Genomic DNA, 23,306 nt, shown 5'->3' with positions numbered 1-23,306 from the left:
CGGCTATCGTGCTCGACGGCGGACGCCCCGGCGGGCGTCCGCCCGGAATTGCGTGTCCACACCCTCCCGCCGGGCCGCCCCGCGCCGGGCGCGGCCCGGCGCGCCGCCCCGCCACCCGGTCCGGGCGGCGCCCGACGTCGCGAGGAGACACCAGAGCATGACGGTCTACCAGCCCCCCGGCACGCCCGGCAGCATCGTCGCCTACCGCTCCCGGTACGAGCACTGGATCGGCGGCGGCTGGACCCCGCCGGTGCGCGGCGAGTACTTCGGCGACCCGACCCCGGTCACCGGCGAGGTGTTCACCGAAGTCGCCCGCGGCACCGCCGAGGACATCGAGGCCGCGCTGGACGCGGCCCACGCCGCCGCCCCCGGCTGGGGCCGCACCCCGCCCGCCGAGCGGGCCCAGGCGCTGCTGCGGATCGCCGACCGGATGGAGGCGAACCTGGAGCGGCTGGCCGTCGCGGAGAGCTGGGAGAACGGCAAGCCGGTGCGCGAGACGCTGGCCGCCGACCTCCCGCTCGCGGTCGACCACCTGCGCTACTTCGCGGGCGCGCTGCGCGCCCAGGAGGGCGGCCTGTCCCAGCTGGACGAGGACACCGTGGCGTACCACTTCCACGAGCCGCTGGGCGTGGTCGGCCAGATCATTCCGTGGAACTTCCCGATCCTGATGGCGATCTGGAAGCTCGCCCCGGCGCTCGCGGCCGGCAACGCGGTGGTGCTCAAGCCCGCCGAGCAGACCCCGGCCTCGGTGCTGCTGTGGGCCGAGCTGACCGCCGACCTGCTGCCGCCCGGCGTGGTCAACATCGTCACCGGCTTCGGCGAGGAGGCCGGCGCCCCGCTGGCCTCCAGCAACCGCATCCGCAAGATCGCCTTCACCGGCGAGACCACCACCGGCCGGCTGATCGCCCGCTACGCCAGCGACAACCTGATCCCGGTCTCGCTGGAACTCGGCGGCAAGAGCCCCAACCTGTTCTTCGCGGACGTCGCCGACGCCTCGGACGCCTTCTACGACAAGGCGGTCGAGGGCTTCGCGATGTTCGCCCTCAACCAGGGCGAGGTGTGCACCTGCCCCAGCCGGGCGCTGATCCAGTCCTCGGTCTACGAGCAGCTGCTCGCCGACGGCCTGGAGCGGGTGCGCGCGATGCGCCAGGGCGACCCGCTGGACACCGAGACCCAGGTCGGCGCCCAGGCCAGCGCCGAACAGCTGAAGAAGATCCTCTCCTACTTCGAGATCGGCCAGGCCGAGGGCGCCAAGCTGCTGGCCGGCGGCGAGCGGGCCGACCTCGGCGGCGCCCTGGCCGGCGGGTACTACGTGACGCCGACGGTGTTCGAGGGCGTCAACAGCATGCGGGTCTTCCAGGAGGAGATCTTCGGCCCGGTCGTCTCGGTCACCCGCTTCGAGGACTTCGCCGAGGCGATCACCCTCGCCAACGACACCCAGTACGGGCTCGGCGCGGGCGTCTGGACCCGCAACCTCAACACCGCCCACCGCGCCGGGCGCGCCATCCAGGCCGGCCGGGTGTGGACCAACTGCTTCCACGCCTACCCCGCCCACGCGGCCTTCGGCGGCTACAAGAACTCCGGCATCGGCCGGGAGAACCACAAGGCGCTGCTGGAGCACTACCAGCAGACCAAGAACCTGCTGGTCAGCTACTCCCCGGACGCGGTGGGCCTCTTCTAGCCGGGCCGCGGCCTGCGCAAAACACGGAGCGGGAGACCGGTCCCGGCCTCCCGCTCCGCCGCCACTCCCCGTGGCCGCACCGCGAACGCCCTTCCGGGCGTCCACGCTGCGCAACCCTCCGTAGGGCAAAACGCCCATTTCTGGATCTAAGCACATGAATGCGCGATTTTCTCGACGCGCCGCCGACATGCCCGAACACACCCGGCGAACGCCGTAGACAGGACTCCCCGCCCCTCACCCCCGGGAGTCCCGATGACCATCTCCCCCGCCAAGCTCTCCGACCCCACCGTGCGCGCCTTCGTCGCCGCGGTCAACGCGGGCGACCGCGACGCCTTCCTGGCCACCCTCACCCCGGACGCGACCATGTCCGACGACGGCTCCGACCGCGACCTGCCCCAGTGGATCGACAAGGAGATCTTCACCGTCCGCGGCCGGATGGACGTCCAGACCGAATCGGACGGCGGCCACGCGCTGATCGCCAACTTCACCAACGACACCTGGGGCGAGATGCGCACCGCCTGGCGCTTCACCCTCACCGGCCCGAAGATCACCCGCTTCGAGACCGGCCAGGCCTGACAGCTCGGGACCGCGCCCGCCGCTACCCGGACAGCCCCAGGCACCCCCGCACCGCACGGATCAGGTTGCGCGAGCGGATGTCGCCGGTGACGCCCGGCTGCATGCCGTTGGTGACGTAGCCGAAGCCCAGCCCGAGCTCCGGGTCGGCGAAGCCCAGCGAGCCGCCCCGGCCGGGGTGGCCGAAGCTCGCCGGGGAGGCCATCGGCGCGGTCGGGCCGTGCCGCCAAAAGCCCAGGCCGAAAGTGGAGTTGACGATCAGCACCCGGTCCGGTCCGCTCACCTCGGGCCCGACCGCGCGGGTCAGCACCCCGGGCCCGAGCAGCGGCGGCAGCAGCGCGCCGGAGCCGTCCGGGCGGTCGGCGGCGCCGATCAGCGCCGCGTAGAACCGGGCCAGCGAGCGGGCGGTGCCGATGCCTCCCGCGCCGGGGATCTCGGCGGCCTGCACCGCCGGGTCGTTGAGGTCCACCCCGGGGCGCACCGAGGCGAAGGACCGCGCGGTCAGCGAGGCCGGGTCCTGGTAGGCGTCCCGGACGGACTGCTTGGGCCGCAGCCGCAGCCCGCTCGGCCCGGTCCGGGCCGCCTCCGGGGCGGGCAGGTCGACCAGCCGGCCGACCCTCGGCGCGGCCCCGGCCGGCAGCCCGATCCACAGGTCCAGCCCGAGCGGCCGGGCGATCTCCTCGGCGAAGTACTGGCCGATCGTGCGCCCGCTCACCCGCCGCACCACCTCGCCGACCAGCCAGCCGAAGGTGTACGGGTGGTAGCCGTGCGCGGTGCCCGGCTCCCAGGCGGGCGCCTGCGCGGCCACCGCGGCCACCGCGCGCTCCCAGGTGAGCACGTCCTCCAGCCGCAGCGGCACGTCCAGCGCGGGCACCCCGGCCTGGTGCGACAGCAGCCAGCGCACCGGCACCCCGCCCTTGCCGGCCTGCGCGAACTCGGGCCAGTAGGAGGCCACCGGGGCGTCCAGGTCGAGCAGGCCGCGCTCGGCCAGCAGCAGCGCGGTGGTCGCGGTCAGGCCCTTGGTGACCGAGCGCAGCACCTGGGCGGTGTCCGCCGTCCAGGGCACCGCCGGCGCGGGGCGCCCGCCGACCTCGGGCCGGGCGTCACCGCCCCACAGGTCGACCACCTTGCGACCGCGCACGTACAGCGCGAAGGCCGCGCCCAGTTCGCCGTACTCGTGGAAGTTCCGCGCGAAGGCCTCCCGTACGGGCTCGAACCCCTCGGCCGTCTCGCCCCAGATCTCCACCACCGCGCGCCATCCTCAGCCTGTCCGGTTCCTGCGTTCCCGCCCGCATCCGATCGCACACGAATCACATGCGGATCACATGCGGATCACATGCGAATCGAGCTCGGATCGCACTCGAAAAGCGTTCGAAGCGGGCCCCGAAACCCTAACCTGTCCGTCATGACCAACCCTGCCGAAGAACTGCTGGACGTCGTCGACGAGCACGACCGGGTGATCGGGACGGCGCTGCGCGGGGAGGTGTACCGGCAGGGGCTCACCCACCGGTGCGTCTTCATCCTGGTCCGCGACCCGGCCGGGCGGATCTTCGTCCACCGCCGCACCGACACCAAGCTGTTCGCCCCCGGCGCGTACGACATGTTCGTCGGCGGCGTGGTCGGCTCCGGCGAGACGTACGCCGAGGCCGCCGTCCGCGAGGCCGAGGAGGAGCTCGGCGTGCACGGGATCACCCCGCGCCCGCTCTTCAAGTTCCTCTTCCGGCAGGACCGGCTCTCCTGGTGGAGCGACATGTACGAGGCCGAGTGGGACGGCCCGGTCCAGCCGCAGGAGTCCGAGGTCGCCTGGCACGCCTGGCTCACCCCCGCCGAGCTCGCCGACCGCCTCGCCCGCGACCACTTCGTCCCCGACGGCCGCGAGGCCTACCGCCGCTACCTGGACCTCCACGCCGCATAGGCCCCGCCCCGGACGGCGGATAGGGTGGCGCGCATGGCCTCCCGTACGCCGTCGCCGACGGCCGCCCGCGCTGCACGGACCCCCGCCCCGGAGCAGGCCCCGGACCGGGCTGCGGGCCGGACGCCAGGCCGGGCGGCTGCCGGTGAGCGGCCGCGCCGCAGGCTCAGCGTGGACGAGCGGCGCGAGCAGCTGATCGCCGTCGCGCTGGAGCTGTTCAGCCGGCGCCCGCCCGAAGAGGTGTCGATCGACGACATCGCCGCCGCCGCGGGGGCCTCCCGGCCGCTGGTGTACCACTACTTCCCCGGCAAGCAGGCGCTGTACGAGGAGTCGCTGCGGCGGGCCGGGCGGGAGCTCTCGGCGCGCTTCGAGGAGCCCGCCGACGGGCCGCTGTCCGAGCGGCTGTACCGGGTGATGGGCCGCTACCTGGACTTCGTGCAGAGCCACGGGCCCGGCTTCGCGGCGCTGCTGCGCGGCGGCTCGGTGGCGGCCAGCGCGGGCACCTCGGCGGTGATCGACGAGGTGCGGCGGGCCGCCCACGACCAGATCCTCTCCCACCTGGCGATCCCCGCGCCGAGCCCCGGGCTGCGGCTGACCGTCCGGGCCTGGATCGCCAACGCCGAGATCACCTCGCTGGAGTGGCTGGCCGAACGCTCGGTGCCGTTGGAGGACCTGCAGCTGCACCTGGTGCAGGAGTTCGTCGCCACCCTCACCCTCACCGCCGCCCGGGAGCCGGCGCTCGCCGCCGAACTCGCCTCGTTCTTCGCGGACGAGCGTCCTGACGGCCCGACCGGGCGCCTGGTGCGGGAGCTCGCCGGGCTGTTCGCCGTCCCCGGGATCGCCGAGGCGGTCACCGCGCTCGCCACCGCACCGTCCGGCGAAACGTCCCCGCAGGCCACGGGCGGAACGACCGCGGCTCCCATCGGGTGATCCGCCGGTTCGGTCCCGACAGCGGGCTCTGATAGGAATGAGCACGGATCCGACGGCACGCCGCCACGGCGCGCGCGGACCCACCCGAACCAGCGGACCGCAGACGCAGCAGAGCGGGGGGCTCAACAGTTGACCCAGGACGTCCAGTTCAGCGCGGAGGCCAATCCCTTCGCAGCGGCGGAGCAGGTCTGCGCGACCCTCGGCACGCTCACCGACGCCCTCTTCGACGAGCGCACCTCCCGCCATCCGGCGGCCTCGCTCAGCGCCCTGCGCCCGGCCGAACACCCCGCCGCCGAGGCGCTGTTCGGCCTCCCGCTGGCCCCGAACGGCCCGGTGCACGCGGCCGTGGACCGGCTCGGCACGGTGCTCACCGCCGGCACGGCCCGCCCCGGTAGCGGCGCCCGGGTCGCCGACCGGGTGACCGCCGCCCTCCACACCCGCTACGGCGGCGGGGCGGTGCGCGGCGCGATCGCCGACCGGGGCACCACCTCGGCCGCGCTGTTCCACCTGCCGGTCACCGGCGAGTTCGCCGACCCCAAGCTGCGCCCGCCGTTCGCCCCGGCACTGGCCGCGCTGGCCGCCGGGCAGCAGACCCGCCAGCCGGTCGAACTGGCCACCGGCGCGGGTGCCGAGGTCCGGCTGGTGGTCCCGCCCGGCTTCCACCCGCTGACCTCCCCCGGTGGTCCGGCCGGGGTCTGCTCCCGTACGGTGCCCGCGCCGGCGGGCGGGGCGGACGGCGTCGACCCGGCCACCGCCGCGGCCGCCGAGGAACTGACCGGGCATCTGGCCGAGGTCGCCGAGGAGCTGTTCAACGGCGACGGTCCGGAGCGGCGCCGCGACTTCGCGGTCATCGCCGCCACCCTCGCCGACCTGGTCCACGACGCCGGCACGGTCTACGCGGGCGTCTGCGCGCTGGACGTGGACGGCCGGGCCTCCGACGCCGCCCTCGTCGTCTCGCTCGCCCGGCACCCGCTGCCGATCACCGCGCTCGCCACCGAACTCGCCACCGTCCGGCGGCACGCCGAGGTGTGGACGGTCCTGCTGCCGGCCGGGCCGGCCGCCGTCCTGGTCGAGGGACGGACCGTCCCGGTGCCGGGGCCGCTGTCCGCCGACGGGCAGCGGCGCTGGGTGGTCACCTCGGCGGTCGAGGCCTTCGTCCCGCTGCCGGACGGCGGCACCGTGCTCTGCGTCCAGCTGTCCACGGCGCAGCCGGAGGACTGGGACCTGTACACGCGGGCGTTCGCGGAGCTGCTGAAGAGCGTTCAGTTCGGCTGGGACGGGGCGGTGGCCGGCGCCGTGCCCGCGCCCGCGCCCGCCACACCTGCTGCCGCTCCCGCTCCCGTCGAGAAGGAGCCGGAAGAGGCGGAGGAGGTGCCGGCGGACCTGCGCGGCACGCCGGTGCAGCTCCCGCCCGAGGACTTCAACCCGTTCGCGCCCGTCGCGGAGGCCTCCCCGGCCGACGCCGAGCCGCAGGCGGCGCCAGCCAGGCGGAAGGGCACGCCGGTCATGGTGCCCCCGCCGGACTTCAACCCCTTCGCCCCGGAAAGCCTCCCGCCCACCCCGGACACGTCCCCGGCAGCGGCCGCCCCGACCACCGACCCGTTCGGCACGGTGACGGCCGACCAGTCCGACCCGTTCGGCACCACGCTCGCGGCGCAGGGCCCGGCCGTCCCGCCGCCGCCCTCCGCGCCGCCGGCCGTTCCCGCGCAGGCCGTTCCCGCGCAGGACGCCCCGCGCAAGGGCACGCCCGTCATGGTGCCCCCGCCGGACTTCAACCCCTTCGCCCCGGAAAGCCTCCCGTCCACCCCGGACGAAGCGACGGAGACCGACGCGGCGGAGGCTTCGGGCCCGGAGACCAGGCCGTTCGGCTGAGCCCCGGCAACGGCCCCCTCCGACCGGATCCAACCCCAGGGGGCCGCGACAACGCGACGCCGAGAGCCGGCAGTTGGCCGCTGCCACGGACAACGCCCGGACGCGGCAGGAGGGTTGGCGAGGCCCTGCGCCGTCAGCCTGCGCGCCGGGCCAGGTGGACCACGTCCGGCACGCCGCGGCTGACCGGGATCTCGTGCGTGACGACGTCGGAGAAGCCCACCGCCCGCAGCGCCTCCTCGAAGTCAGCGGAGGGCTGGGCGCTCCACACCGCCAGCACCCCGCCCGGCTGCAGCCGGTGCCAGAGCACCGCGAGCCCGTCGGCGCCGTACAGCCCGGCGTTGGAGTCGGTGACGGTCCAGTCCGGGCCGTTGTCGATGTCGAGGCACAGCGCGTCGTAGCGCTCGCCGTCGGCCGCCGCCAGGTACTCCAGCAGGTCGGTGTGGAGGACCTGGACCCGCTGGTCCTCCAGCGCGCCGCCGGAGAAGGCGCCGAGCGGCCCGTTCCGGTGCCAGTCGATGATGGCGGTCTCGCGCTCGACGATGGCGATCCGCCCCCAGCGCGGCTCGGCCGCCGCGTACGCCAGCGAGAAGCCGACGCCGAGGCCTCCGATCAGCACCGAGGGCTCTGCGGGGGCGCCGGTGCGGTCCAGTTCGTCCAACGCCGCCTGGATCAGCAGGCGTTCGGAGCGGCCGTCGGCGGTGTCCATCAGGAAGCAGCCGTTGGCGATGATCTCGAAGTGCCGACCCCGCTGGCGCAGTACCACCTCGCCGAACGGGCCGTCCCGCCGGTCGAGCGTGACGACGGCCTCGTGAGCGTCCCGTTCGGGCAGTGCGGTGGACATGCGGCTTCCTCAGCGGACTCGGGTGCAGGAGCGTCCCGGCGGACGAGTACCCGCCCGACAATAGCCGAGTCCGCCCCTGCGCCCGTCACGTCGTGACCAGCACCCCGGCGTAGGAGACGCCCGCGACGACCACCCAGGAGCCGAGCCCGAGCAGGGCGAGCCGCCCGCCGGTGCGGACCATGGTCGGCAGGTGCACGGCGCTGCCGAGGCCGAACAGCGCGGCGGCCAGCAGCAGTTCCTGGGTGTCCCCGGCGAGGGTGAGCGCCCGCTCCGGAAGCACCCCGGTGGTCCGCAGCACGATCATCGCGAGGAACCCCGCCACGAACAGCGGGACGATCGGCGGGCGGCTGCAGGTCTTGACCGGGTTCTTCGCAGGGTCTTCCCCCGACTCCTGGTCCGCCCCGACGACGGCCTCCCCGCCCCGTCGCGCCCGGCGCCGCACCGCGACGGCCATCCCGGCGACCAGCGGCGCCAGCAGCACCACCCGCATCAGCTTGACCAGGACGGCCTCCCGCAGCGCGCCCGCCCCGCCGGTCTGCGCGGTGGCGACCACCTGCCCGACGTCGTGCACGCTCGCGCCGACCCACCGCCCGAACTCCACGTCGCCCAGCCCGAACGGCTGCTGGAGCAGCGGCAGCACGGCGATGGCCAGCGTCCCGCACAGGGTGACCAGGGCCACCGAGGCGGCGACGTCCTCCTCCTCGCTGCCGGCCGCCTGGCTGACCGCGCCGATCGCCGAGGCTCCGCAGATGGAGTACCCGGTGGCGACCAGCAGCGGCTGGTCGCCCGGCAGGCCGAGCCGTCGGCCGAGCCAGAGCGTGCCGGTGAAGGTGGCCGCGACCACCGCGAGCACCATGGCGACGGTGGCCCAGCCGAGGCCGAGCACGTCGTCCAGGCTGAGCTTGAGCCCGAGCAGGACGATCCCGAGCCGCATCAGCCGCTTGCCGGCCATGGACAGCCCCGGCCGGGCCACCCCGCGCACCACCGGGCGCAGCCCGGGCAGGTGGGCCGCCGCCATGCCGAGCACGACGGCGGCGGTGAGCTTGGGCACGGCGGGCACGGCCGCGTGGACGGCGATCGCGGCGGCCACCCCGGCCGCCGCGAGCAGCAGGCCGGGGGCGTCCCCGCCGAGCGGGGGCAGTGAGCGGGTGCGCGTGGCGCGCTCCCGGAGGGTCAGTGCCACGCCGCCCTCACTGCTGCTGGTCGGCGGGCAGCCGGTAGACGCGCCGGATGCTGGTGCCGAGCCGCGAGACGTCCGCGCCGTACACGTGGATGGAGATGGCGGTGCTGTTGCAGGCGTTGCGCACCAGGTGGATGTCACCGGGCGGGGCGAAGGCCGCGACGGTGCCGGCCGGGCCGGCGACGTGCTCGGTCTCGACGAGGTGGGCGGTGCGGCCGTCGGAGACCAGCCGGTAGCGGGTCTCGCTCTCCTGGCCCTGGTGGACGCCGGCCACGCACCAGGAGACGTGGTCGTGGATCGGGGTCTGCTGGCCGGGCAGCCAGACCAGGGCGACGACGGAGAAGCCGCCGTCCTCCTCGGCGTGCAGGACGTGCTGGCGGTAGCGCTTCGGGTCGCCCTCGCGCTGGGCGGGGGTGAGCAGCGCGTCGGGCCCGTCGGGGTCGGCGTGCAGGTGCGGGGCGAGGCGTTCGCCGACCAGGTAGGCGGTGAGTTCCGGGGGCAGTCCGCGGTCCACGACGGCACGGATCTCGCCGATCAGGGCGGTCATCCGCTCGGTGAGCCGGTCGCTGCCGACCGTGGCTGGGGGTGTCATGCCAGCAGGTTCGGCTGCACCGACCCATCACGTCCAACGATGGTTCTTAAGCTTCCCCTCAACTTCAGCTTATGAATCGCCCCGGCGAGCACCCACCGGAGCCACGACTCAGCACCCGATCCGGCTGGCCGCCGCCCGCCGCAGATGGTCCAGCACCAGCCCGGTGGCCGGTATCCGCCGGTGCTCGCGCAGCACGTACGCGCTCACCTGCCGGCGCAGGTGCGGTTCGACGGCCCGCCCGGTGACCTTGCGGTGGCACATGAAGGAGAGCACCAGCGCGGGCATCAGCGCGATCCCGACCCCGGCGGCGACCAGGCTCTGGACCGCGAGGTTGTCGTCCGTGGAGAACACGATGTCCGGCGCGAAGCCCTCCTCCGCGCAGACGTTCAGCAGGTTGGCCCGGCAGCGCGGGCACCCGGCGATCCAGCGCTCGCCGTCGAGGTCGACGAGCCGAACGGCGTGCCGACGGCCGAGCGGGTGTCCGACCGGCAGCAGCACGGTGAGCAGGTCCTCCATCAGCGGGATCTCGTCCAGCCCGTCGGGCACCTCGGTCGCGCCGCCGGGGTAGCGGAAGGCCAGCGCGATGTCGCACTCCCCGCGCAGCAGTCGCTGGACGGAGTCGGGCGGTTCGGCCTCCAGCAGCTCGACCCGCACACCGGGGTGTTCGGCGAGCAGCCGGGCCATCGCCTCGGGTATCAGGGTGGCGTTGGCACTGGGGAAGGCGCAGACCCGCACCCGCCCGGCCCGCAGCCGGGCGAGCGCGGCGAGCTGCTGCTGGGCGGCGGAGAGGCTGCCGAGGATCAGTTCGGCGTGCCGGGAGAGTGCCTCGCCCGCCTCGGTGAGCCGCAGTCCGCGCCCGGCCCGGGTGAACAGCGCGACGCCGACGGTGCGTTCGAGCGCCTTCATCTGCTGGGTGATGGCGGGCTGGGTGTAGCCGAGCTCGCGGGCGGCGGCCGAGTAGGAGCCTGCTCTGACGACCTCGTGGAACGTCCTGATGTGCCGTGAGTCGAATACCGGCTCCATGGCCCCTCCCCCGGTCGTCGTCGTCGAGCCTCCGCAATCATAAGAGGAAATTGGAGGTGCCCGCTCTATCCCCACCCGCACCTATGGTTCAGGATCGAACCAGCCTTCTCACTGCTGCGCGGACGGCGGCAGTCCCATCGCCACCCCGGCCTTGACCACCGGCGCCCCGCCCCGCATGCTCGGGCTGCGCCGACTGCGGCGCTCGACCCAGCGGGCGAGCCAGGAGAGCAGCAGGCACATGCCGATGTAGATCGGCGCGATCACGATCACCACGGGGATGAACGGCAGGTCGTAGTCGAGGTTGGTGGCGATCAGCTTGCCCGCGTGCAGGAACTCCTCGTAGGTGATCAGGAAGCCCAGCGAGGTGTCCTTGAGCGCGACCACCAGCTGGCTGATGATGGCCGGCAGCATGGCCCGGTTGGCCTGCGGCACCAGCACGTACGTCATCACCTGGGTCTTGCGCAGGCCGAGCGCGTAGGCCGCCTCGCGCTGCCCCTTGGGCACCGCGAGCACGCCGGCCCGGAAGACCTCGGCCAGCACCGAGCCGTTGTACAGCACCAGCCCGGCCACCAGCGCCCACAGCGGCTGCACCTTGAGCGCGACGAAGACGAAGAAGATCATCACCAGCAGCGGCATGGCCCGGAAGAACTCCACCACCACCGTGGAGAGCACCCGCACCACCTTGTGGTCGGACAGTCGCCCCGCCGCGAACAGCGCGCCGAAGGGCAGCGCGAACAGCACCGTCCAGCCGAAGGCCTTGAGGGTGTTGCCGAGCCCTCTCAGCAGCAGGTCCTGGACGCCCCGGTACTCGAAGGGCATCCACTTCTGGTACGTGAACTGGTGGGTGTGAAAGAGCATGTAGACGATCCAGCCGATCAGCGCCGCGATCAGCAGCAGCGCGATCCCGCCGTACAGCCGGTGGCGGGCGAGCGCCTTCGGACCGGGGATGTCGTACAGCGCCGAGGATCCAACGGTCATCGCGACACCGCCACTCGTCGTTCCAGCAGGTTGAAGACGGCGCTGACGGCCAGGGTGATGATCAGGTAGCCGACGGCGATCCAGACGAAGGTCCAGATGATGCTGTAGCCCAGCTCGTTGATCGTCCGGTAGGTGCCGAGCAGTTCGGTGACGCTGAACGAGCCGGCGATCGCCGTGTTCTTCGCCAGCGCGATCATCACACTGCCGATCGGCGCGACCACCGACCGGTACGCCTGCGGCATGACCACCACACTCATCGTCTGCCCGAAGCTCATGCCCAGGCTGCGCGCCGCCTCCCCCTGCCCCACCGGCACGGTGTTGATGCCCGAGCGCATCGCCTCGCAGACGAAGGCCGAGGTGTAGCAGCCGAGCGCGGCCACCGCGAAGACGAAGAACGGCAGCGTGATGTTGAAGCGCGGCAGGCCCAGCACCACGATGAAGAACAGCAGGGTCAGCGGCGTGTTGCGCAGCAGCGTCACCCACGCCGTCCCGAACACCCGCAGCGGCCGGACCGGCGAGACCCGGAAACCCGCGATCATCACTCCCAGCACCAGCGACAGCACGGCGCTCACCGCGAACAGCGAGAGCGTGCCGAGGAAGCCGTCCCAGTAGGTCGACCAGTTGTCGGTCAGCGTTTTCACGGCGCGGCCCTCTCAGTACCGGTCGATCGGCGGCGGTGTGGGCGCCGGCTCCCCGGACAGGCCCAGGGTCGCGTCGTAGGCCTTCTTCCAGTCGCCGTTCTGCTCGTTCTGCGCCAGCGCGTCGTCCAGGGCCAGGCGCAGCACGGTGTCGTTCTTCGGGGTGCCGATCCCGTACGGCTCCTGGGAGAACAGCGGGCCGACCACCTTGAGCTCGTCCGGCGCCTTGGCCGCGTAGCCCAGCAGGATCGCGTTGTCCGTGGTGACGGCGTCGACCTGGCCGGTGATCAGGTTGTCCACGCAGGCCGAGTAGGTGTCGTAGCCGATCAGCTTCGCCTTCGGGAACTGCGACTGGATGCGCTGGTACGGGGTCGAGCCGGCCGCCGAGCAGACCTTCTTGCCGTCCAGGTCCTGCGGGCCGTGGATGGTGTTGTCGTTCCTGCGCACCAGCAGCGACTGCCCGGCGATGAAGTACGGTCCGGCGAAGCCGACCAGCTTCTTCCGGTTGTCGTTGATGGTGTAGGTGCCGACGTAGAAGTCCACCTGGCCGTTCTGCAGCGCGGTCTCGCGGTTGGCCGAGGCGATGGTCTTGAACTCGATCCGGTCCGGCGGAAAGCCGAGGTAGGCGCCGACCATCTTGGCGATCTCGATGTCGAAGCCGGAGTACACGCCGGTGGCCGGGTTCTTCTCGCCCAGGTACGGCTGGTCCTCCTTGGCGCCGACCACCAGGTGGCCCCGGCTCCGGGCGGCGTCCAGGGTCGGCGAGCCGGTGATGGAGGCGGCGTCGCGCACCTGGTAGCTGGGCAGCGCGCTCGCCTGCGGGCCCTTGGGCGGCGGGGTGCCGGGCTTACCGCAGCCGGCGGCCAGCCCGGCGAGCAGCAGGACGGCGGCGAGCGCCGTCCGGCCCCGGGCGGCGGTGGTCTTCCTCGTCACGGCGCCGCCTCAGTGCTTCAGGATCTTGGACAGGAAGTCCCGGGCGCGCTCGCTCTCCGGAGCGTTGAAGAAGTCCTCCGGGGCGCGGTCCTCGACGATCCGGCCGTCGGCCATGAAGACCACCCGGTTGGCGGAGGCCCGGGCGAAGCCCATCTCGTGGGTGACCACGACCATCGTCATGCCCTCGTGGGCGAGCTGGCGCATGACGTCCAGCACCTCGTTGATCATCTCGGGGTCGAGCGCCGAGGTCGGCTCGTCGAACAGCAGCGCCTTCGGGTCCATCGCCAGCGCCCGGGCGATCGCCACCCGCTGCTGCTGGCCGCCGGAGAGCTGGGCCGGGTACTTGTCGGCGTGCGCCTCCAGCCCGACCCGCTCCAGCAGGGCGCGGGACTTGGCGTCCGCCTCCGCCCGGGGCCGGCCGCGGACCTTGATCTGCGCGAGCGAGACGTTCTGCAGCACGGTCTTGTGCGCGAACAGGTTGAAGGACTGGAACACCATGCCGACCTCGGCGCGCAGCCGGGCCAGCCCCTTGCCCTCCTCGGGCAGCGGCTCGCCGTCGATCAGGATGGTGCCGTCCTCGATCGGCTCCAGGCGGTTGATCGCCCGGCAGAGCGTCGACTTGCCGGAGCCGGACGGTCCGATGACCACGACGACCTCGCCGCGGCCCACGGTCAGCTCGATGTCCTGGAGGACGTGCAGGTCCCCGAAGTGCTTGTTGACGCCGCGCACCTCGATCAGCGGCGTGAAGGCCGAGGGCCCCGCCTGGGCCGGCCCGGGAGCGCTGGTCACCGGCCGCGACGCCCCTTCAGCAGCCAGCCCAGAGCGCCACCGGCGAGCAGCGTGGCGAGCAGTGCGATCCAGAGCGGCGCGGTGACGGTGAACACCCAGAACTGGATCTTCACCTTGTCGAGGTTCGCGAACAGGAACCACACGGCGAGGACGACGAGGACGCCGATCCCGATGTACCGGGTGGGGATCCCGGCGATCTCGCTGCGTTTGGAGCCGGACGAGCCGTCCGAAATCTTGGTCACCGGAGCAGTCTGCGGGCCGGGGATCCGATTTGCCCGGTTACACGCCCTGATGGGCGAGGGAGTAACCCGCACGGGGCAATCCGGCCCCGTGCGGGTTTGAAATGCCGTACGGGTCAACGGCGCCGTACGGGTTCGACGGCGCCGGCCCGCTACCGCTCGTCCCGCCAGGAGCGCCAGAGCGCCGCGTACGGGCCGCCGGCCGCGACCAGCTCCGGGTGGCTGCCGTACTCGCTGATCCGGCCGCCCTCGACCACCGCGATCACGTCCGCGTCGTGCGCGGTGTGCAGCCGGTGGGCGATGGCGATCACCGTGCGGCCCTCCAGCACCCGGGCGAGCGAGCGCTCCAGGTGCCGGGCGGCGCGCGGGTCCAGCAGCGAGGTGGCCTCGTCCAGCACCAGGGTGTGCGGATCGGCCAGCACCAGCCGGGCCAGCGCCAGCTGCTGGGCCTGCGGCGGGGTCAGCGCGGTGCCGCCGGAGCCGACCTCGGTGTCGAGGCCGTGCGGCAGCGCGTCCACCCAGCCGTCGGCGTCCACCGCGTCCAGCGCGGAGCGCAGTTCGGTGTCCTCGGCCCCGGGCGCGGCCAGCCGCAGGTTGTCCCGCAGGGTGCCGACGAAGACGTGGTGCTCCTGGTTCACCAGGGCGACCTCCGCCCGCACCCGCTCGGCCGGCATCCGCGCCAGCGCCGCCCCGCCGAGCGTCACGCTGCCGCGCCCGGGGGCGTAGATCCCGGCCAGCAGCCGCCCCAGCGTGGACTTGCCCGCCCCGGACGGCCCGACCAGCGCGACCCGGCTGCCCGGCGCGACGTCCAGGCTGATGCCGTGCAGGACGTCGGCGCCCTCGCGGTAGCCGAACCGGACGTCCCGGGCCTCGACCCGGCGGCCGTCCGGGTGGCTGGACTCGTCGCCCTCGTGCTCCGGCACCTCGCGGACGCCGACCAGCCGGGCCAGTGAGGCCTGGCCGATCTGCAGTTCGTCGTACCAGCGCAGGATCAGGTCGACCGGGCCGGTCAGCATCTGCGCGTACAGCACTCCTGTGGTCAACTGGCCGACGGTGATCCACCCCTTGAGGGTGAACAGCCCGCCGAGCAGCAGGGTGGCCAGCACCGCCGAGGAGTAGACCGCGTCGATGGTCGGGAACCAGACCGAGCGCAGCCACAGGGTGTAGCGCTCCCAGGCGAGCCACTCGCCCAGCTTGCGGTCCGTCAGGGCGATCCGCTGGTCGCCCAGGCGCAGCGCCTCCACCGTCCGCCCGGCGTCCACCGTCTCGGCCAGCACGGTGTTCACCGCGGCGTACCCGGCCGACTCGTTGCGGTAGGACTGCGGCGCGCGCTTGAAGTACCAGCGGGAGCTGACCAGCAGCAGCGGCAGGCCGATCAGCGAGGTGAGCGCGAGCAGCGGCGAGGTGACCAGCAGGGCGCCGATCACCAGCAGCAACGACACGATGGCGACGGCGAGTTCGGGCACGGCCTCGCGCACCGACTTGTCCAGCCGGTCGACGTCCGTGGTGCCCCGGGAGACCAGGTCCCCGGTGCCGGCCCGCTCCAGCACGCCGGTGGGCAGCGCGACCGAGCGGACCAGGAAGTCCTCGCGCAGGTCGGCCAGCACCCGCTCGCCGAGGACGGCACCGCGCATCCGGGACCAGCCGGTGAAGGCGGACTGCACCACCAGCGCCAGCAGGTACCAGCCGACCGCGACCGCGATGGTGGCCTCGGCGGTGCCGGTGGCAAGCGACTCGACCAGGCTGCCGAGCACCCAGGGGCCGACCAGCCCGGCCACGGTGGCCACCGAGTGCAGTGACACCACCGCGGAGAACCCTCGGCGGTGGCGCCGGGCGAGCAGGCGCAGGTAGGCGCGCACGGCGGCCGGTGAGCCGACCGGCAGGGTGGTGGCCGGCCCCTGCTCCTCATGGACGGGGGGCTTCATGACGTGCTCCTCAGGTATGCGGCGGGTCGGGCGGGGCGGACGGCGCGGGTGCCCACGCGGCCGCTCATACCGGCTCCCCCACCGGTGCCGGCTCCTCTTCGCGGGTGACCACGGCCCGGTAGGCCGGCTCGGTCCGCATCAGGTCGCGGTGCCGCCCGGCCACGGCCACCCGGCCGTCGCGCAGCAGCACCACCCGGTCGGCCTGGTCGAGCAGCAGCGGGCTGGTCGCGAAGACCACGGTGGTGTGCCCCGCCCGGGTGTCCCGCAGTCCGGTGGCGATCCTGGACTCGGTGTGGGCGTCCACCGCGCTGGTCGGCTCGTCCAGGACGAGGACCGGCGGGTCGGCCAGCAGCGCGCGGGCCAGGGCGAGCCGCTGGCGTTGCCCGCCGGACAACGAGCGCCCGCGCTCGGTGATCCGGGCGAGCATCGCGTCGCCCGCACACTCCGGCGAGCCGTCCACCAGGGCCTCCAGCACGTCGTCGGACCGGGCGGCGGCCAGCGCCTCGGCCACCGAGACCCGCCCCGAGGACGGGATGTCGAACAGCCCGGCCAGGGTGCCGGAGAGCAGCACCGGCTCCTTGTCGTGGACCAGCACCGCCGCCCTGGCCTCGGCCAGTGGCACCGCGTCCAGCTCCGTCCCGCCGAGCCGGACGGAGGGCTGCTCCGGCTCGTCCTCGGCAGTCGGGACGTGCCCGCCGAGCCGCCCGGCGAGCGCCCCGGCGAAGTCCGGGTCCCCGCAGACGACCGCGGTCAGCTCCCCGGCCCGCGCGGTCAGCCCGGTCGCCGGGTCGAACAGATCGGCGTTCCCCGGCTTGTTCAGCGAGGCCTCGGCCACGCCGCCGGTGCGGCTGAGCGAGAGCACCCGGACGGCGCGCCCGGCGGAGACCCGGGCGACGCTCCAGGCGTGCGCGGCCTCGCCGAGGATCCGCAGCGGCGCCGCGAGGAAGGCGGTGGCGCCGTACACGGCGATCAGGGTGCCGACGGCGAGCTCGCCCGCGGCCGCCTGCCGGGCGCCGTACCACGTCACCCCGATCACGAACAGGCCTGGCAGCAGGACCTGTTGGGCCTGCATCAGCGACCAGATCCGGGCCGATCGGACGGCCGCGGCCCGGACCTTCTGGGAGGCGGCCCGGTACCGGTCGAGGAACAGTTCCTCGCCGCCGATGCCGCGCAGCACCCGCAGCCCCGCCACGGTGTCGGCGGCCAGCTCGGTGGCCTTGCCGCCGAGCGTGCGCTGCTGCTCGTACCGCCGCTCGAACGGCCCGATCAGCGGCCAGACGGCGGCCGCCAGCACCGGGACGCCGAGCAGCACCCCGACCCCGAGCACCGGTTCGACGACCAGCACGGCCGAGCTGACGGCCAGCCAGACGATCACCGCGGCCCGGACCCGGGCGACGAGTTCGACGTACCAGCCGATCCGCTCGACGTCCCCGCTGCCGACCGCGACGACCTCGCCGGTGGCGATCCGGCAGGACAGCCCGGCGCCCAGGTGCGAGGCCTGCCGGGCCACCAGCTGCCGCACGTGGCACGCCGCGTGGATCCAGTTCCAGACCGCCTGCCGGTGCAGCAGCACGGCACCGAGCGCGGACAGCACGGCGAGCGCCACCGCGAGGGCACCGGCCCGCCACATCCCGGCGGCCTCGCCGTCGACGGCGGCCTGCACGCCCCACCCGAGCGCTATCGGCAGCGCCGCCTGGCCGCCCATCTCCAGCAGCGCCCAGCAGGTGGCCAGCACCTGCCCGCGCCGCTGGCCGCGCTGGAGCCAGCGCAGGAAGGCCGGGGGCGAGGAGAGATCGGGACTACCGGGGTCGGCCAACGGCAGGGGGGTGAGCAGCATGACACTCCGATACAGGAGGGTGCGGGACGGTGCTGGAGGTGCTGGAGGGTGCGAGCAGGCGTGAGCGGGCACGCCGGGAGAAGGTCACGAGCCGGAGGCACGGGTCTCGCGGCACGGCGGGCCCGACTCGCGCGAACAGCGGAAGACGGGCGGCGGCGGGCGACAGCGCGGCACCTCGCCCCGGCGGCATCGGCGCGTCCGGGGCGGCGCCGAACGGGACCGCCGGACGGGACGGCCGGACGGGACGGCCGGACGGGGGCGGGAAGGGCACGAAGGGCCCGGATCTCAGGAGGTCATGGCCACGAGCCTGCCAACCCCGATGTGATCTGCGCAACAGGTTTTTCGCCGCCCGGCCCCCGGATTCCCGCCGGAGCGGGCCCCCGGCCCCGCAAGATTCCCCCGAACGGCGGGAACAATCCCGCCCGGGCCCCAGTTGCCCCCTTCTGGAATCAGACGGACAACCAGGAGGGCACCCCTTCCCGTGAGCAACATCCCCAACGTCACGCTGAACGACGGCGCGCAGATCCCGCAGCTCGGATTCGGCGTGTGGCAGGTCCCGGACGACGAGGCCACGGCCGCCGTCCGCACCGCGATCGAGGCGGGCTACCGCTCCATCGACACCGCGGCCATCTACGAGAACGAGGCCGGCACCGGCCAGGCGATCACCGAGGCCCTGGCCGGCGGCGTCGCCCGCGAGGACCTCTACATCACCACCAAGCTGTGGAACTCGGGCACCCGTGACTGGTCGGGCGAGCAGGGCCGCGACGCCGTCCTGCGCGAGTTCGACGCGTCGCTGGCCAAGCTCGGCCTCGACTACGTCGACCTCTACCTGATCCACTGGCCGCGCCCGAAGCACGGCAGCTACCTGAACGTCTGGAAGGCCTTCGAGCAGCTGAAGGCGGACGGCCGGGTCAAGTCGGTCGGCGTCTCCAACTTCGGGCCCGAGCAGCTCACCCGACTGCTCGACGAGACCTCGGTCGTCCCGGTACTGAACCAGGTCGAGCTGCACCCGTACTTCCCGCAGACCGAGCTTCGCGCCTTCCACGCCCAGCACGGCATCGCCACCGAGGCCTGGAGCCCGCTGGGCCAGGGCAAGGAGCTGCTCGCCGAGCCGGTGCTGGCGAAGATCGCCGAGAAGCACGGCCGCACGGTCGCCCAGGTGGTGCTCCGCTGGCACCTGCAGAGCGGCGTGATCGCGATCCCGAAGTCGGTCACCCCGGCCCGCATCCGGGAGAACCTGGACGTCGCCGGCTTCGAGCTGGACGCCGAGGACCTCGCCGCGATCGCCGGTGTCGCCACCGGCACGCGGATCGGTCCGGACCCGCAGGAGTTCGACTGGAACTGACGGCACCCGCCGTCCGACTTCTCTGACGAGCGGTCATGTCGAACGACCGCCCACCCCTACAGGGGTGGGCGGTCTTCGGTGTGCCACGATCCGCCGACACCGACGAGCAGCGGCCTCCGGCACGTCAGGCCACCAGCACCTTGAGCCGTCAACGGCTTGAGTCATCAACGCCTTGAGCCGTCAACGCCTCAAGCCTTCGGCACACCAGGCCTTCCGTACGTTGGCGAATCGTTTTGGCTGGCGCTCAAAGGATCCTTCTAGAGCCGCGCCGCCTTGCCGAGGAGCGCCAGCGCGGGCCCGTGCTCACTCTCGTCCAGCGGGGCGAGCAGCAGCCGCTGGACCTCGGCCACGCCGGCCGTCGAACGGTGCAGCAGGTCCTGGCCCGCCGGCGAGAGCGACAGCAGGTTGCGGCGCCCGTCCGAGGGGTCGCGCCGGCGCTGCACCAGACCACGGCGCACCAGCCGGCTCACCATCTCGGCCATCGTCGCCTTGTCCAGCGAGGCCAGCTCACCGACCGTGCGCTGGTCGGCGCCCGGTTCCAGTTCGAGCGCGTCCAGCACCGCGTACTGCGGAGCCGTGAGCTCCGCACCGACGTGCTCCGACCAGAGTTTGGTGTGCACCTGCTGGCCCACCCTGATCAGGTAGCCGATCGCCCGCTGCGCGTCCAGTGTCGGCCGCGCATCGGAGAACACGGCGACCGCGGCGGGCTCCAGCCTGGCTATCTTGGCCATCACCCGCACGATCTCCACCTGCTCCTCCGCCGTCAGCGGCTCGAACAGGGTGCGCTGCACGCGGACCACACCGCCGGTGGCCTCACGCACCGCCTGGGCACCGCTCTGCGAGAGAGCGAGCAGTTTTCGCCGGCCGTCGGCCGGGTCACGCCTTCGCAGCACCAAGCCGCGGCGGACCAGCCGCGCGACCATCTCCGCCATCGTCGCCTTGTCCAGCGAGGCTCGCTCGCCGACCGTCCGCTGGTCGGCACCCGGTTCGAGGGCCAGGACCAGCAGGACGGCGAACTGCGGAGCCGTGAGATCGGCTCCGACATGCTCGGACCACAGCCTGGTGTGAACCTGCTGTGCAACGCGAATCAGGTGTCCGGGCGACTGTTGCAGTCGCGCGGACACGCGGGTCGTCGGGATCTCCCCCAGCACCATGTATCCGTCCCGATGTCACACCCGGTGTGTGTGGGACACCCGGGTGGGGCAGTAACGGCGAGTGGGCGTCCAGCTATGAGGGAGGGCGCTCCAGCCGTGCAGCCGGTGGCTGCTGGCGGACACTATACAAACGGCGGGCCCTTGCTGGCAGGCAGGGGCGGATAGTAGACGCAGGTTCGGCAACATTGGCATATTTACGCGGCCGCCACGCCCTCTCGGTAACCCGTTCTCAGCAGAAAGCCGACCGGTCGGTCCTTACCGACCGTCACCCACGACTCTCCAGCCCTGTTCGCCCTCCCTACTCGCGGGTAGGGTGTGGCCACCCTCCCCGGGGCGCTCCCCGCGGAGACCACCCCGAGAGAGACGAGAGCGAGCATGACCGAGCAGAGCACCGCCCCCCGGGTCGCCGTCGTCACCGGCGCCGCCCGCGGCCTGGGCGCCGCCACCGCCGTGCAACTGGCCGCCGACGGCTACGCCGTGGCCGTCCTCGACCTGGACGAGACCGCCGGGAAGGACACCGTCGACCGGATCACCGCGGCCGGCGGCCGGGCCCTGGCCGTGGGCGCCGACGTCTCGGACGCCGACCAGGTGCAGGCCGCCGTCGACCGCGTGGCCGCCGAGCTCGGCGCCCCCGTCGTGCTGGTCAACAACGCGGGCGTGCTCCGCGACAACCTGCTCTTCAAGATGTCCGAGTCCGACTGGGACACGGTCATGAACGTCCACCTGCGCGGGGCCTTCCTGATGACCCGCGCGGTGCAGAAGCACATGGTGGACGCCGGTTTCGGCCGCATCGTCAACTTGTCCTCCTCGTCCGCCCAGGGCAACCGCGGCCAGGCCAACTACTCGGCCGCCAAGGCCGGTCTGCAGGGCTTCACCAAGACTTTGGCCATTGAGCTGGGCAAGTTCGGCATCACCGCCAACGCCGTGGCCCCCGGCTTCATCGCCACCGACATGACCGCGGCCACCGCCGCCCGGGTCGGCATGGACTTCGAAGACTTCAAGCGGGCTGCGGCCTCCCAGATCCCGGTCCAGCGGGTCGGTCTGCCTGAGGACGTCGCCCACACCATCTCCTTCCTCGCGAGCGAGGGCGCCGGCTTCGTTTCCGGGCAGGTGATCTACGTCGCGGGCGGCCCCCTCGACTGAGCACGGAACCTACACAGGGTTACCACGGAGTGGGAAGCCGGCCGCGCCGGCCTCCCACTCCGTTTTCTTTACCGGGGCTTTTGCAGAATCATTCGAACACCACACTGGCATTCGATCCGAGAATCGCGGAAATCACTCCCCGGGCGGACCTCTCCCCGCCAATTGTCGATTTCACGGGAAAATGACAAATCCCTCCGGAATAGCCCCGGCCGGATGGGTAAGGTCACCCCCGTGCAAGCCCCGAGTACCCCCGCGCCCTATCCGAACCAGGGGCCGGAGCAGCTCACCACCACCCACCGCGAGCGCCCGAGCCCCGAACGAGCCCACCGCCGCGAGCCCGGCTGGCCGCCGATGGGCCGCCGGCAGGCCGCCCTGCTCGCCGTGACCTGCGTCGCCTACCTGCTGGTCCTGGCCGGTGTCCTGCTCAACACCGCCCTGGTCGACCTCGACTGGTCGGTCCGGCTGTTCCGCCCCTACGAACGCTGGCCCAGCCTGGAACCGCTGCTCGACACCTGGGTGGTCGCCGGGCAACGCGGCCCCTCCGCCATCGCCGCCTTCGTCTGGCTCGGCTGGCGCGCGCACCGGCTGGGCCGGCTGCGCCCGCTGCTGGTGATGGCCGTCGCGCTGCTGCTGCTCAACGTCACGGTCGGCGCGGTCAAGATCGTCACCGGCCGGCTCGGCCCGCACTACGCCCAGTACGTCGGCTCGCCCGAACTGTTCTCCGGCGGCACCATCTTCCCGTCCGGTCACACCGCCAACGCGGTCGTCACCTGGGGCGTGCTCGCCTACCTCGCGGTCCGCTGGCGGCGCACCGGCGCGGTGATCGCCGCCGCCACCGCCTGCTCGATCGGCCTGACCACGCTCTACCTGGGCACCCACTGGGTCACCGACGTGCTGGCCGGCTGGGCCGCCGGACTGCTGGTCCTGCTCTCGCTGCCGCTGCTGGAGCCGCTGGTCGTCGCCGCCGAACAGCGGTTGGCCCGGCGGCCGGGCCACTGAGCCCGCACGCCACGACCACCGGCCACCCCGGCCACCCCGGCCACCCCGGCCACCGGAAAGGTCGACCACCGGGAGGGCGGCCCTACCCCTCCCAGCTGCGCTCGACCACGCCGTCGCGCACCGCGAGGTTGAGCCGGCCCTCACGGTGGTCCATGGTCATCATCGCCCCCGGCTCCAGCACCCGGACCGAGGCCCAGCCGTGCCGCCGGGCCAGCTCCCGGGCCCGTTCGATCCGCAGCCCCGCGTAGCCCTCGGCGTCCGCCGCCGCGTCCGACCCCGTCATCGCGTCTCCCCCGCTCTCCCCCACGGACGTACGCTGGAATCGTAGCCCCCACCCGCGCGGCCCGGAGGTGAACGGCCATGCGCACCACCACTCCGCGACGGCCCTGGCGCAGCGGCACCGAGCCGGCCACCGCCCGCAGCGACCTCAAGCTCCGCTACCTGCTGTCGCTCACCTTCACGCCGCTGTTCGCGCTCGCGACGGCGGGCTTCGCGATCTGGGCGGCGGCCTCCCCCGCCGACGGCGCCCCCAGCCGGGGGACCCTCACCGGCTTCGCCATCGCCTGCGGCCTGCTCACCCTGTTCGCCACCGTCGATCTCGTCGTGGTCATCCGGCGCCGCCGGACCGAGCTCTGACACGGTGTCTCCCACGGAGTGGGGGGGGGGGGCGGGAGAGCGCCCACCCCCCCCCCACCCCCCCCACCCCCCCCCCCCCCCCCCCC

At 73.3% G+C, this 23,306-nt stretch carries 23 protein-coding genes; 9 read left to right on the top strand and 14 right to left on the bottom strand.

Annotated features, from left to right (window positions below):
- Window positions 1-157: 157 nt before the first annotated feature.
- Window positions 158-1,681 (top strand): aldehyde dehydrogenase family protein, encoded by a 1,524-nt coding sequence (locus ACFVX9_RS10935; RefSeq protein WP_380373769.1) that lies wholly within the window; start codon window positions 158-160, stop codon window positions 1,679-1,681.
- Between the two features lie 252 nt (window positions 1,682-1,933).
- Window positions 1,934-2,257, top strand: a complete 324-nt coding sequence (locus ACFVX9_RS10930; protein WP_363377241.1) for a nuclear transport factor 2 family protein — start codon at window positions 1,934-1,936, stop codon at window positions 2,255-2,257.
- Window positions 2,258-2,279: 22 nt separating this feature from the next.
- Here the strand turns inward: ACFVX9_RS10930 and ACFVX9_RS10925 are convergent, their stop codons facing one another.
- Window positions 2,280-3,503: a serine hydrolase domain-containing protein gene (locus tag ACFVX9_RS10925; RefSeq protein ID WP_063350118.1), complete on the bottom strand. Its 1,224-nt coding sequence runs from the start codon at window positions 3,501-3,503 to the stop codon at window positions 2,280-2,282.
- A gap of 156 nt (window positions 3,504-3,659) precedes the next feature.
- Here ACFVX9_RS10925 and ACFVX9_RS10920 point away from each other — a divergent pair, with 156 nt between their 5' ends.
- From ACFVX9_RS10920 to ACFVX9_RS10910, 3 genes are all read left to right on the top strand, one after another.
- Window positions 3,660-4,169, top strand: a complete 510-nt coding sequence (locus tag ACFVX9_RS10920; protein ID WP_063350117.1) for an NUDIX hydrolase — start codon at window positions 3,660-3,662, stop codon at window positions 4,167-4,169.
- Window positions 4,170-4,202: 33 nt separating this feature from the next.
- Window positions 4,203-5,096, top strand: a complete 894-nt coding sequence (locus ACFVX9_RS10915) for a TetR/AcrR family transcriptional regulator (RefSeq protein ID WP_380373774.1) — start codon at window positions 4,203-4,205, stop codon at window positions 5,094-5,096.
- A gap of 129 nt (window positions 5,097-5,225) precedes the next feature.
- Window positions 5,226-6,968, top strand: coding sequence for a hypothetical protein (locus ACFVX9_RS10910; protein WP_387981356.1), 1,743 nt, complete (start codon window positions 5,226-5,228; stop codon window positions 6,966-6,968).
- Between the two features lie 133 nt (window positions 6,969-7,101).
- Here the strand turns inward: ACFVX9_RS10910 and ACFVX9_RS10905 are convergent, their stop codons facing one another.
- The 11 genes from ACFVX9_RS10905 to ACFVX9_RS10855 form a co-directional block, all read right to left on the bottom strand.
- Window positions 7,102-7,809, bottom strand: a complete 708-nt coding sequence (locus ACFVX9_RS10905; RefSeq protein WP_380373779.1) for a spermidine synthase — start codon at window positions 7,807-7,809, stop codon at window positions 7,102-7,104.
- An 85-nt stretch (window positions 7,810-7,894) separates the two neighbouring features.
- Window positions 7,895-8,986, bottom strand: coding sequence for a YeiH family protein (locus ACFVX9_RS10900; protein ID WP_387981379.1), 1,092 nt, complete (start codon window positions 8,984-8,986; stop codon window positions 7,895-7,897).
- A 13-nt stretch (window positions 8,987-8,999) separates the two neighbouring features.
- Window positions 9,000-9,581 (bottom strand): cysteine dioxygenase, encoded by a 582-nt coding sequence (locus tag ACFVX9_RS10895; RefSeq protein WP_380342271.1) that lies wholly within the window; start codon window positions 9,579-9,581, stop codon window positions 9,000-9,002.
- 108 nt (window positions 9,582-9,689) lie between these two features.
- A complete protein-coding gene (locus tag ACFVX9_RS10890) occupies window positions 9,690-10,604 on the bottom strand; it encodes a LysR family transcriptional regulator (protein ID WP_063350112.1) in 915 nt (304 codons plus the stop codon).
- Between the two features lie 108 nt (window positions 10,605-10,712).
- Window positions 10,713-11,582, bottom strand: coding sequence for an amino acid ABC transporter permease (locus tag ACFVX9_RS10885; protein ID WP_387981353.1), 870 nt, complete (start codon window positions 11,580-11,582; stop codon window positions 10,713-10,715).
- Window positions 11,579-12,223: an amino acid ABC transporter permease gene (locus tag ACFVX9_RS10880; protein WP_380373783.1), complete on the bottom strand. Its 645-nt coding sequence runs from the start codon at window positions 12,221-12,223 to the stop codon at window positions 11,579-11,581. Before ACFVX9_RS10880 ends, ACFVX9_RS10885 begins: the two co-directional genes overlap by 4 nt.
- Window positions 12,224-12,235: 12 nt before the next feature.
- Window positions 12,236-13,153, bottom strand: a complete 918-nt coding sequence (locus tag ACFVX9_RS10875; protein ID WP_380373785.1) for a glutamate ABC transporter substrate-binding protein — start codon at window positions 13,151-13,153, stop codon at window positions 12,236-12,238.
- Between the two features lie 9 nt (window positions 13,154-13,162).
- Entirely contained in the window at window positions 13,163-13,891 is a 729-nt protein-coding gene (locus ACFVX9_RS10870) for an amino acid ABC transporter ATP-binding protein (RefSeq protein WP_063351563.1), read from the bottom strand.
- A gap of 47 nt (window positions 13,892-13,938) precedes the next feature.
- Complete coding sequence (locus ACFVX9_RS10865; protein WP_363585876.1) at window positions 13,939-14,184, bottom strand: LapA family protein; 246 nt, start codon at window positions 14,182-14,184, stop codon at window positions 13,939-13,941.
- A 149-nt stretch (window positions 14,185-14,333) separates the two neighbouring features.
- The gene (locus ACFVX9_RS10860) at window positions 14,334-16,106 is read right to left on the bottom strand and encodes an ABC transporter ATP-binding protein (protein ID WP_387981350.1); all 1,773 of its coding nucleotides are present in this window, start codon (window positions 16,104-16,106) and stop codon (window positions 14,334-14,336) included.
- A 64-nt stretch (window positions 16,107-16,170) separates the two neighbouring features.
- Window positions 16,171-17,943 (bottom strand): ABC transporter transmembrane domain-containing protein, encoded by a 1,773-nt coding sequence (locus ACFVX9_RS10855; protein WP_387981348.1) that lies wholly within the window; start codon window positions 17,941-17,943, stop codon window positions 16,171-16,173.
- A gap of 481 nt (window positions 17,944-18,424) precedes the next feature.
- On the opposite strand from ACFVX9_RS10855, the gene ACFVX9_RS10850 reads away from it, so the two are divergent.
- The gene (locus ACFVX9_RS10850; protein ID WP_363377228.1) at window positions 18,425-19,288 is read left to right on the top strand and encodes an aldo/keto reductase; all 864 of its coding nucleotides are present in this window, start codon (window positions 18,425-18,427) and stop codon (window positions 19,286-19,288) included.
- A 257-nt stretch (window positions 19,289-19,545) separates the two neighbouring features.
- Here the strand turns inward: ACFVX9_RS10850 and ACFVX9_RS10845 are convergent, their stop codons facing one another.
- The gene (locus tag ACFVX9_RS10845; RefSeq protein ID WP_363377227.1) at window positions 19,546-20,442 is read right to left on the bottom strand and encodes a MarR family transcriptional regulator; all 897 of its coding nucleotides are present in this window, start codon (window positions 20,440-20,442) and stop codon (window positions 19,546-19,548) included.
- Between the two features lie 375 nt (window positions 20,443-20,817).
- On the opposite strand from ACFVX9_RS10845, the gene fabG reads away from it, so the two are divergent.
- Both fabG and ACFVX9_RS10835 read left to right on the top strand, forming a co-directional pair.
- The gene (gene fabG / locus ACFVX9_RS10840; protein WP_350875567.1) at window positions 20,818-21,585 is read left to right on the top strand and encodes a 3-oxoacyl-ACP reductase FabG; all 768 of its coding nucleotides are present in this window, start codon (window positions 20,818-20,820) and stop codon (window positions 21,583-21,585) included.
- Between the two features lie 231 nt (window positions 21,586-21,816).
- Window positions 21,817-22,584, top strand: coding sequence for a phosphatase PAP2 family protein (locus ACFVX9_RS10835; RefSeq protein ID WP_363377226.1), 768 nt, complete (start codon window positions 21,817-21,819; stop codon window positions 22,582-22,584).
- Window positions 22,585-22,666: 82 nt separating this feature from the next.
- Here the strand turns inward: ACFVX9_RS10835 and ACFVX9_RS10830 are convergent, their stop codons facing one another.
- The gene (locus tag ACFVX9_RS10830) at window positions 22,667-22,867 is read right to left on the bottom strand and encodes an I78 family peptidase inhibitor (RefSeq protein ID WP_063350104.1); all 201 of its coding nucleotides are present in this window, start codon (window positions 22,865-22,867) and stop codon (window positions 22,667-22,669) included.
- Between the two features lie 77 nt (window positions 22,868-22,944).
- Here ACFVX9_RS10830 and ACFVX9_RS10825 point away from each other — a divergent pair, with 77 nt between their 5' ends.
- Window positions 22,945-23,220 (top strand): DUF6343 family protein, encoded by a 276-nt coding sequence (locus ACFVX9_RS10825; protein WP_363377224.1) that lies wholly within the window; start codon window positions 22,945-22,947, stop codon window positions 23,218-23,220.
- The last annotated feature ends 86 nt before the right edge of the window (window positions 23,221-23,306 follow it).

It is taken from the genome of Kitasatospora sp. NPDC058243 (genome assembly GCF_042882025.1).
In the GTDB taxonomy this organism is placed as follows: Bacteria; Actinomycetota; Actinomycetes; order Streptomycetales; family Streptomycetaceae; genus Kitasatospora.
Note: the sequence above shows the minus strand (reverse complement) of the source record. Positions and strands in the feature narration are given on the sequence as shown.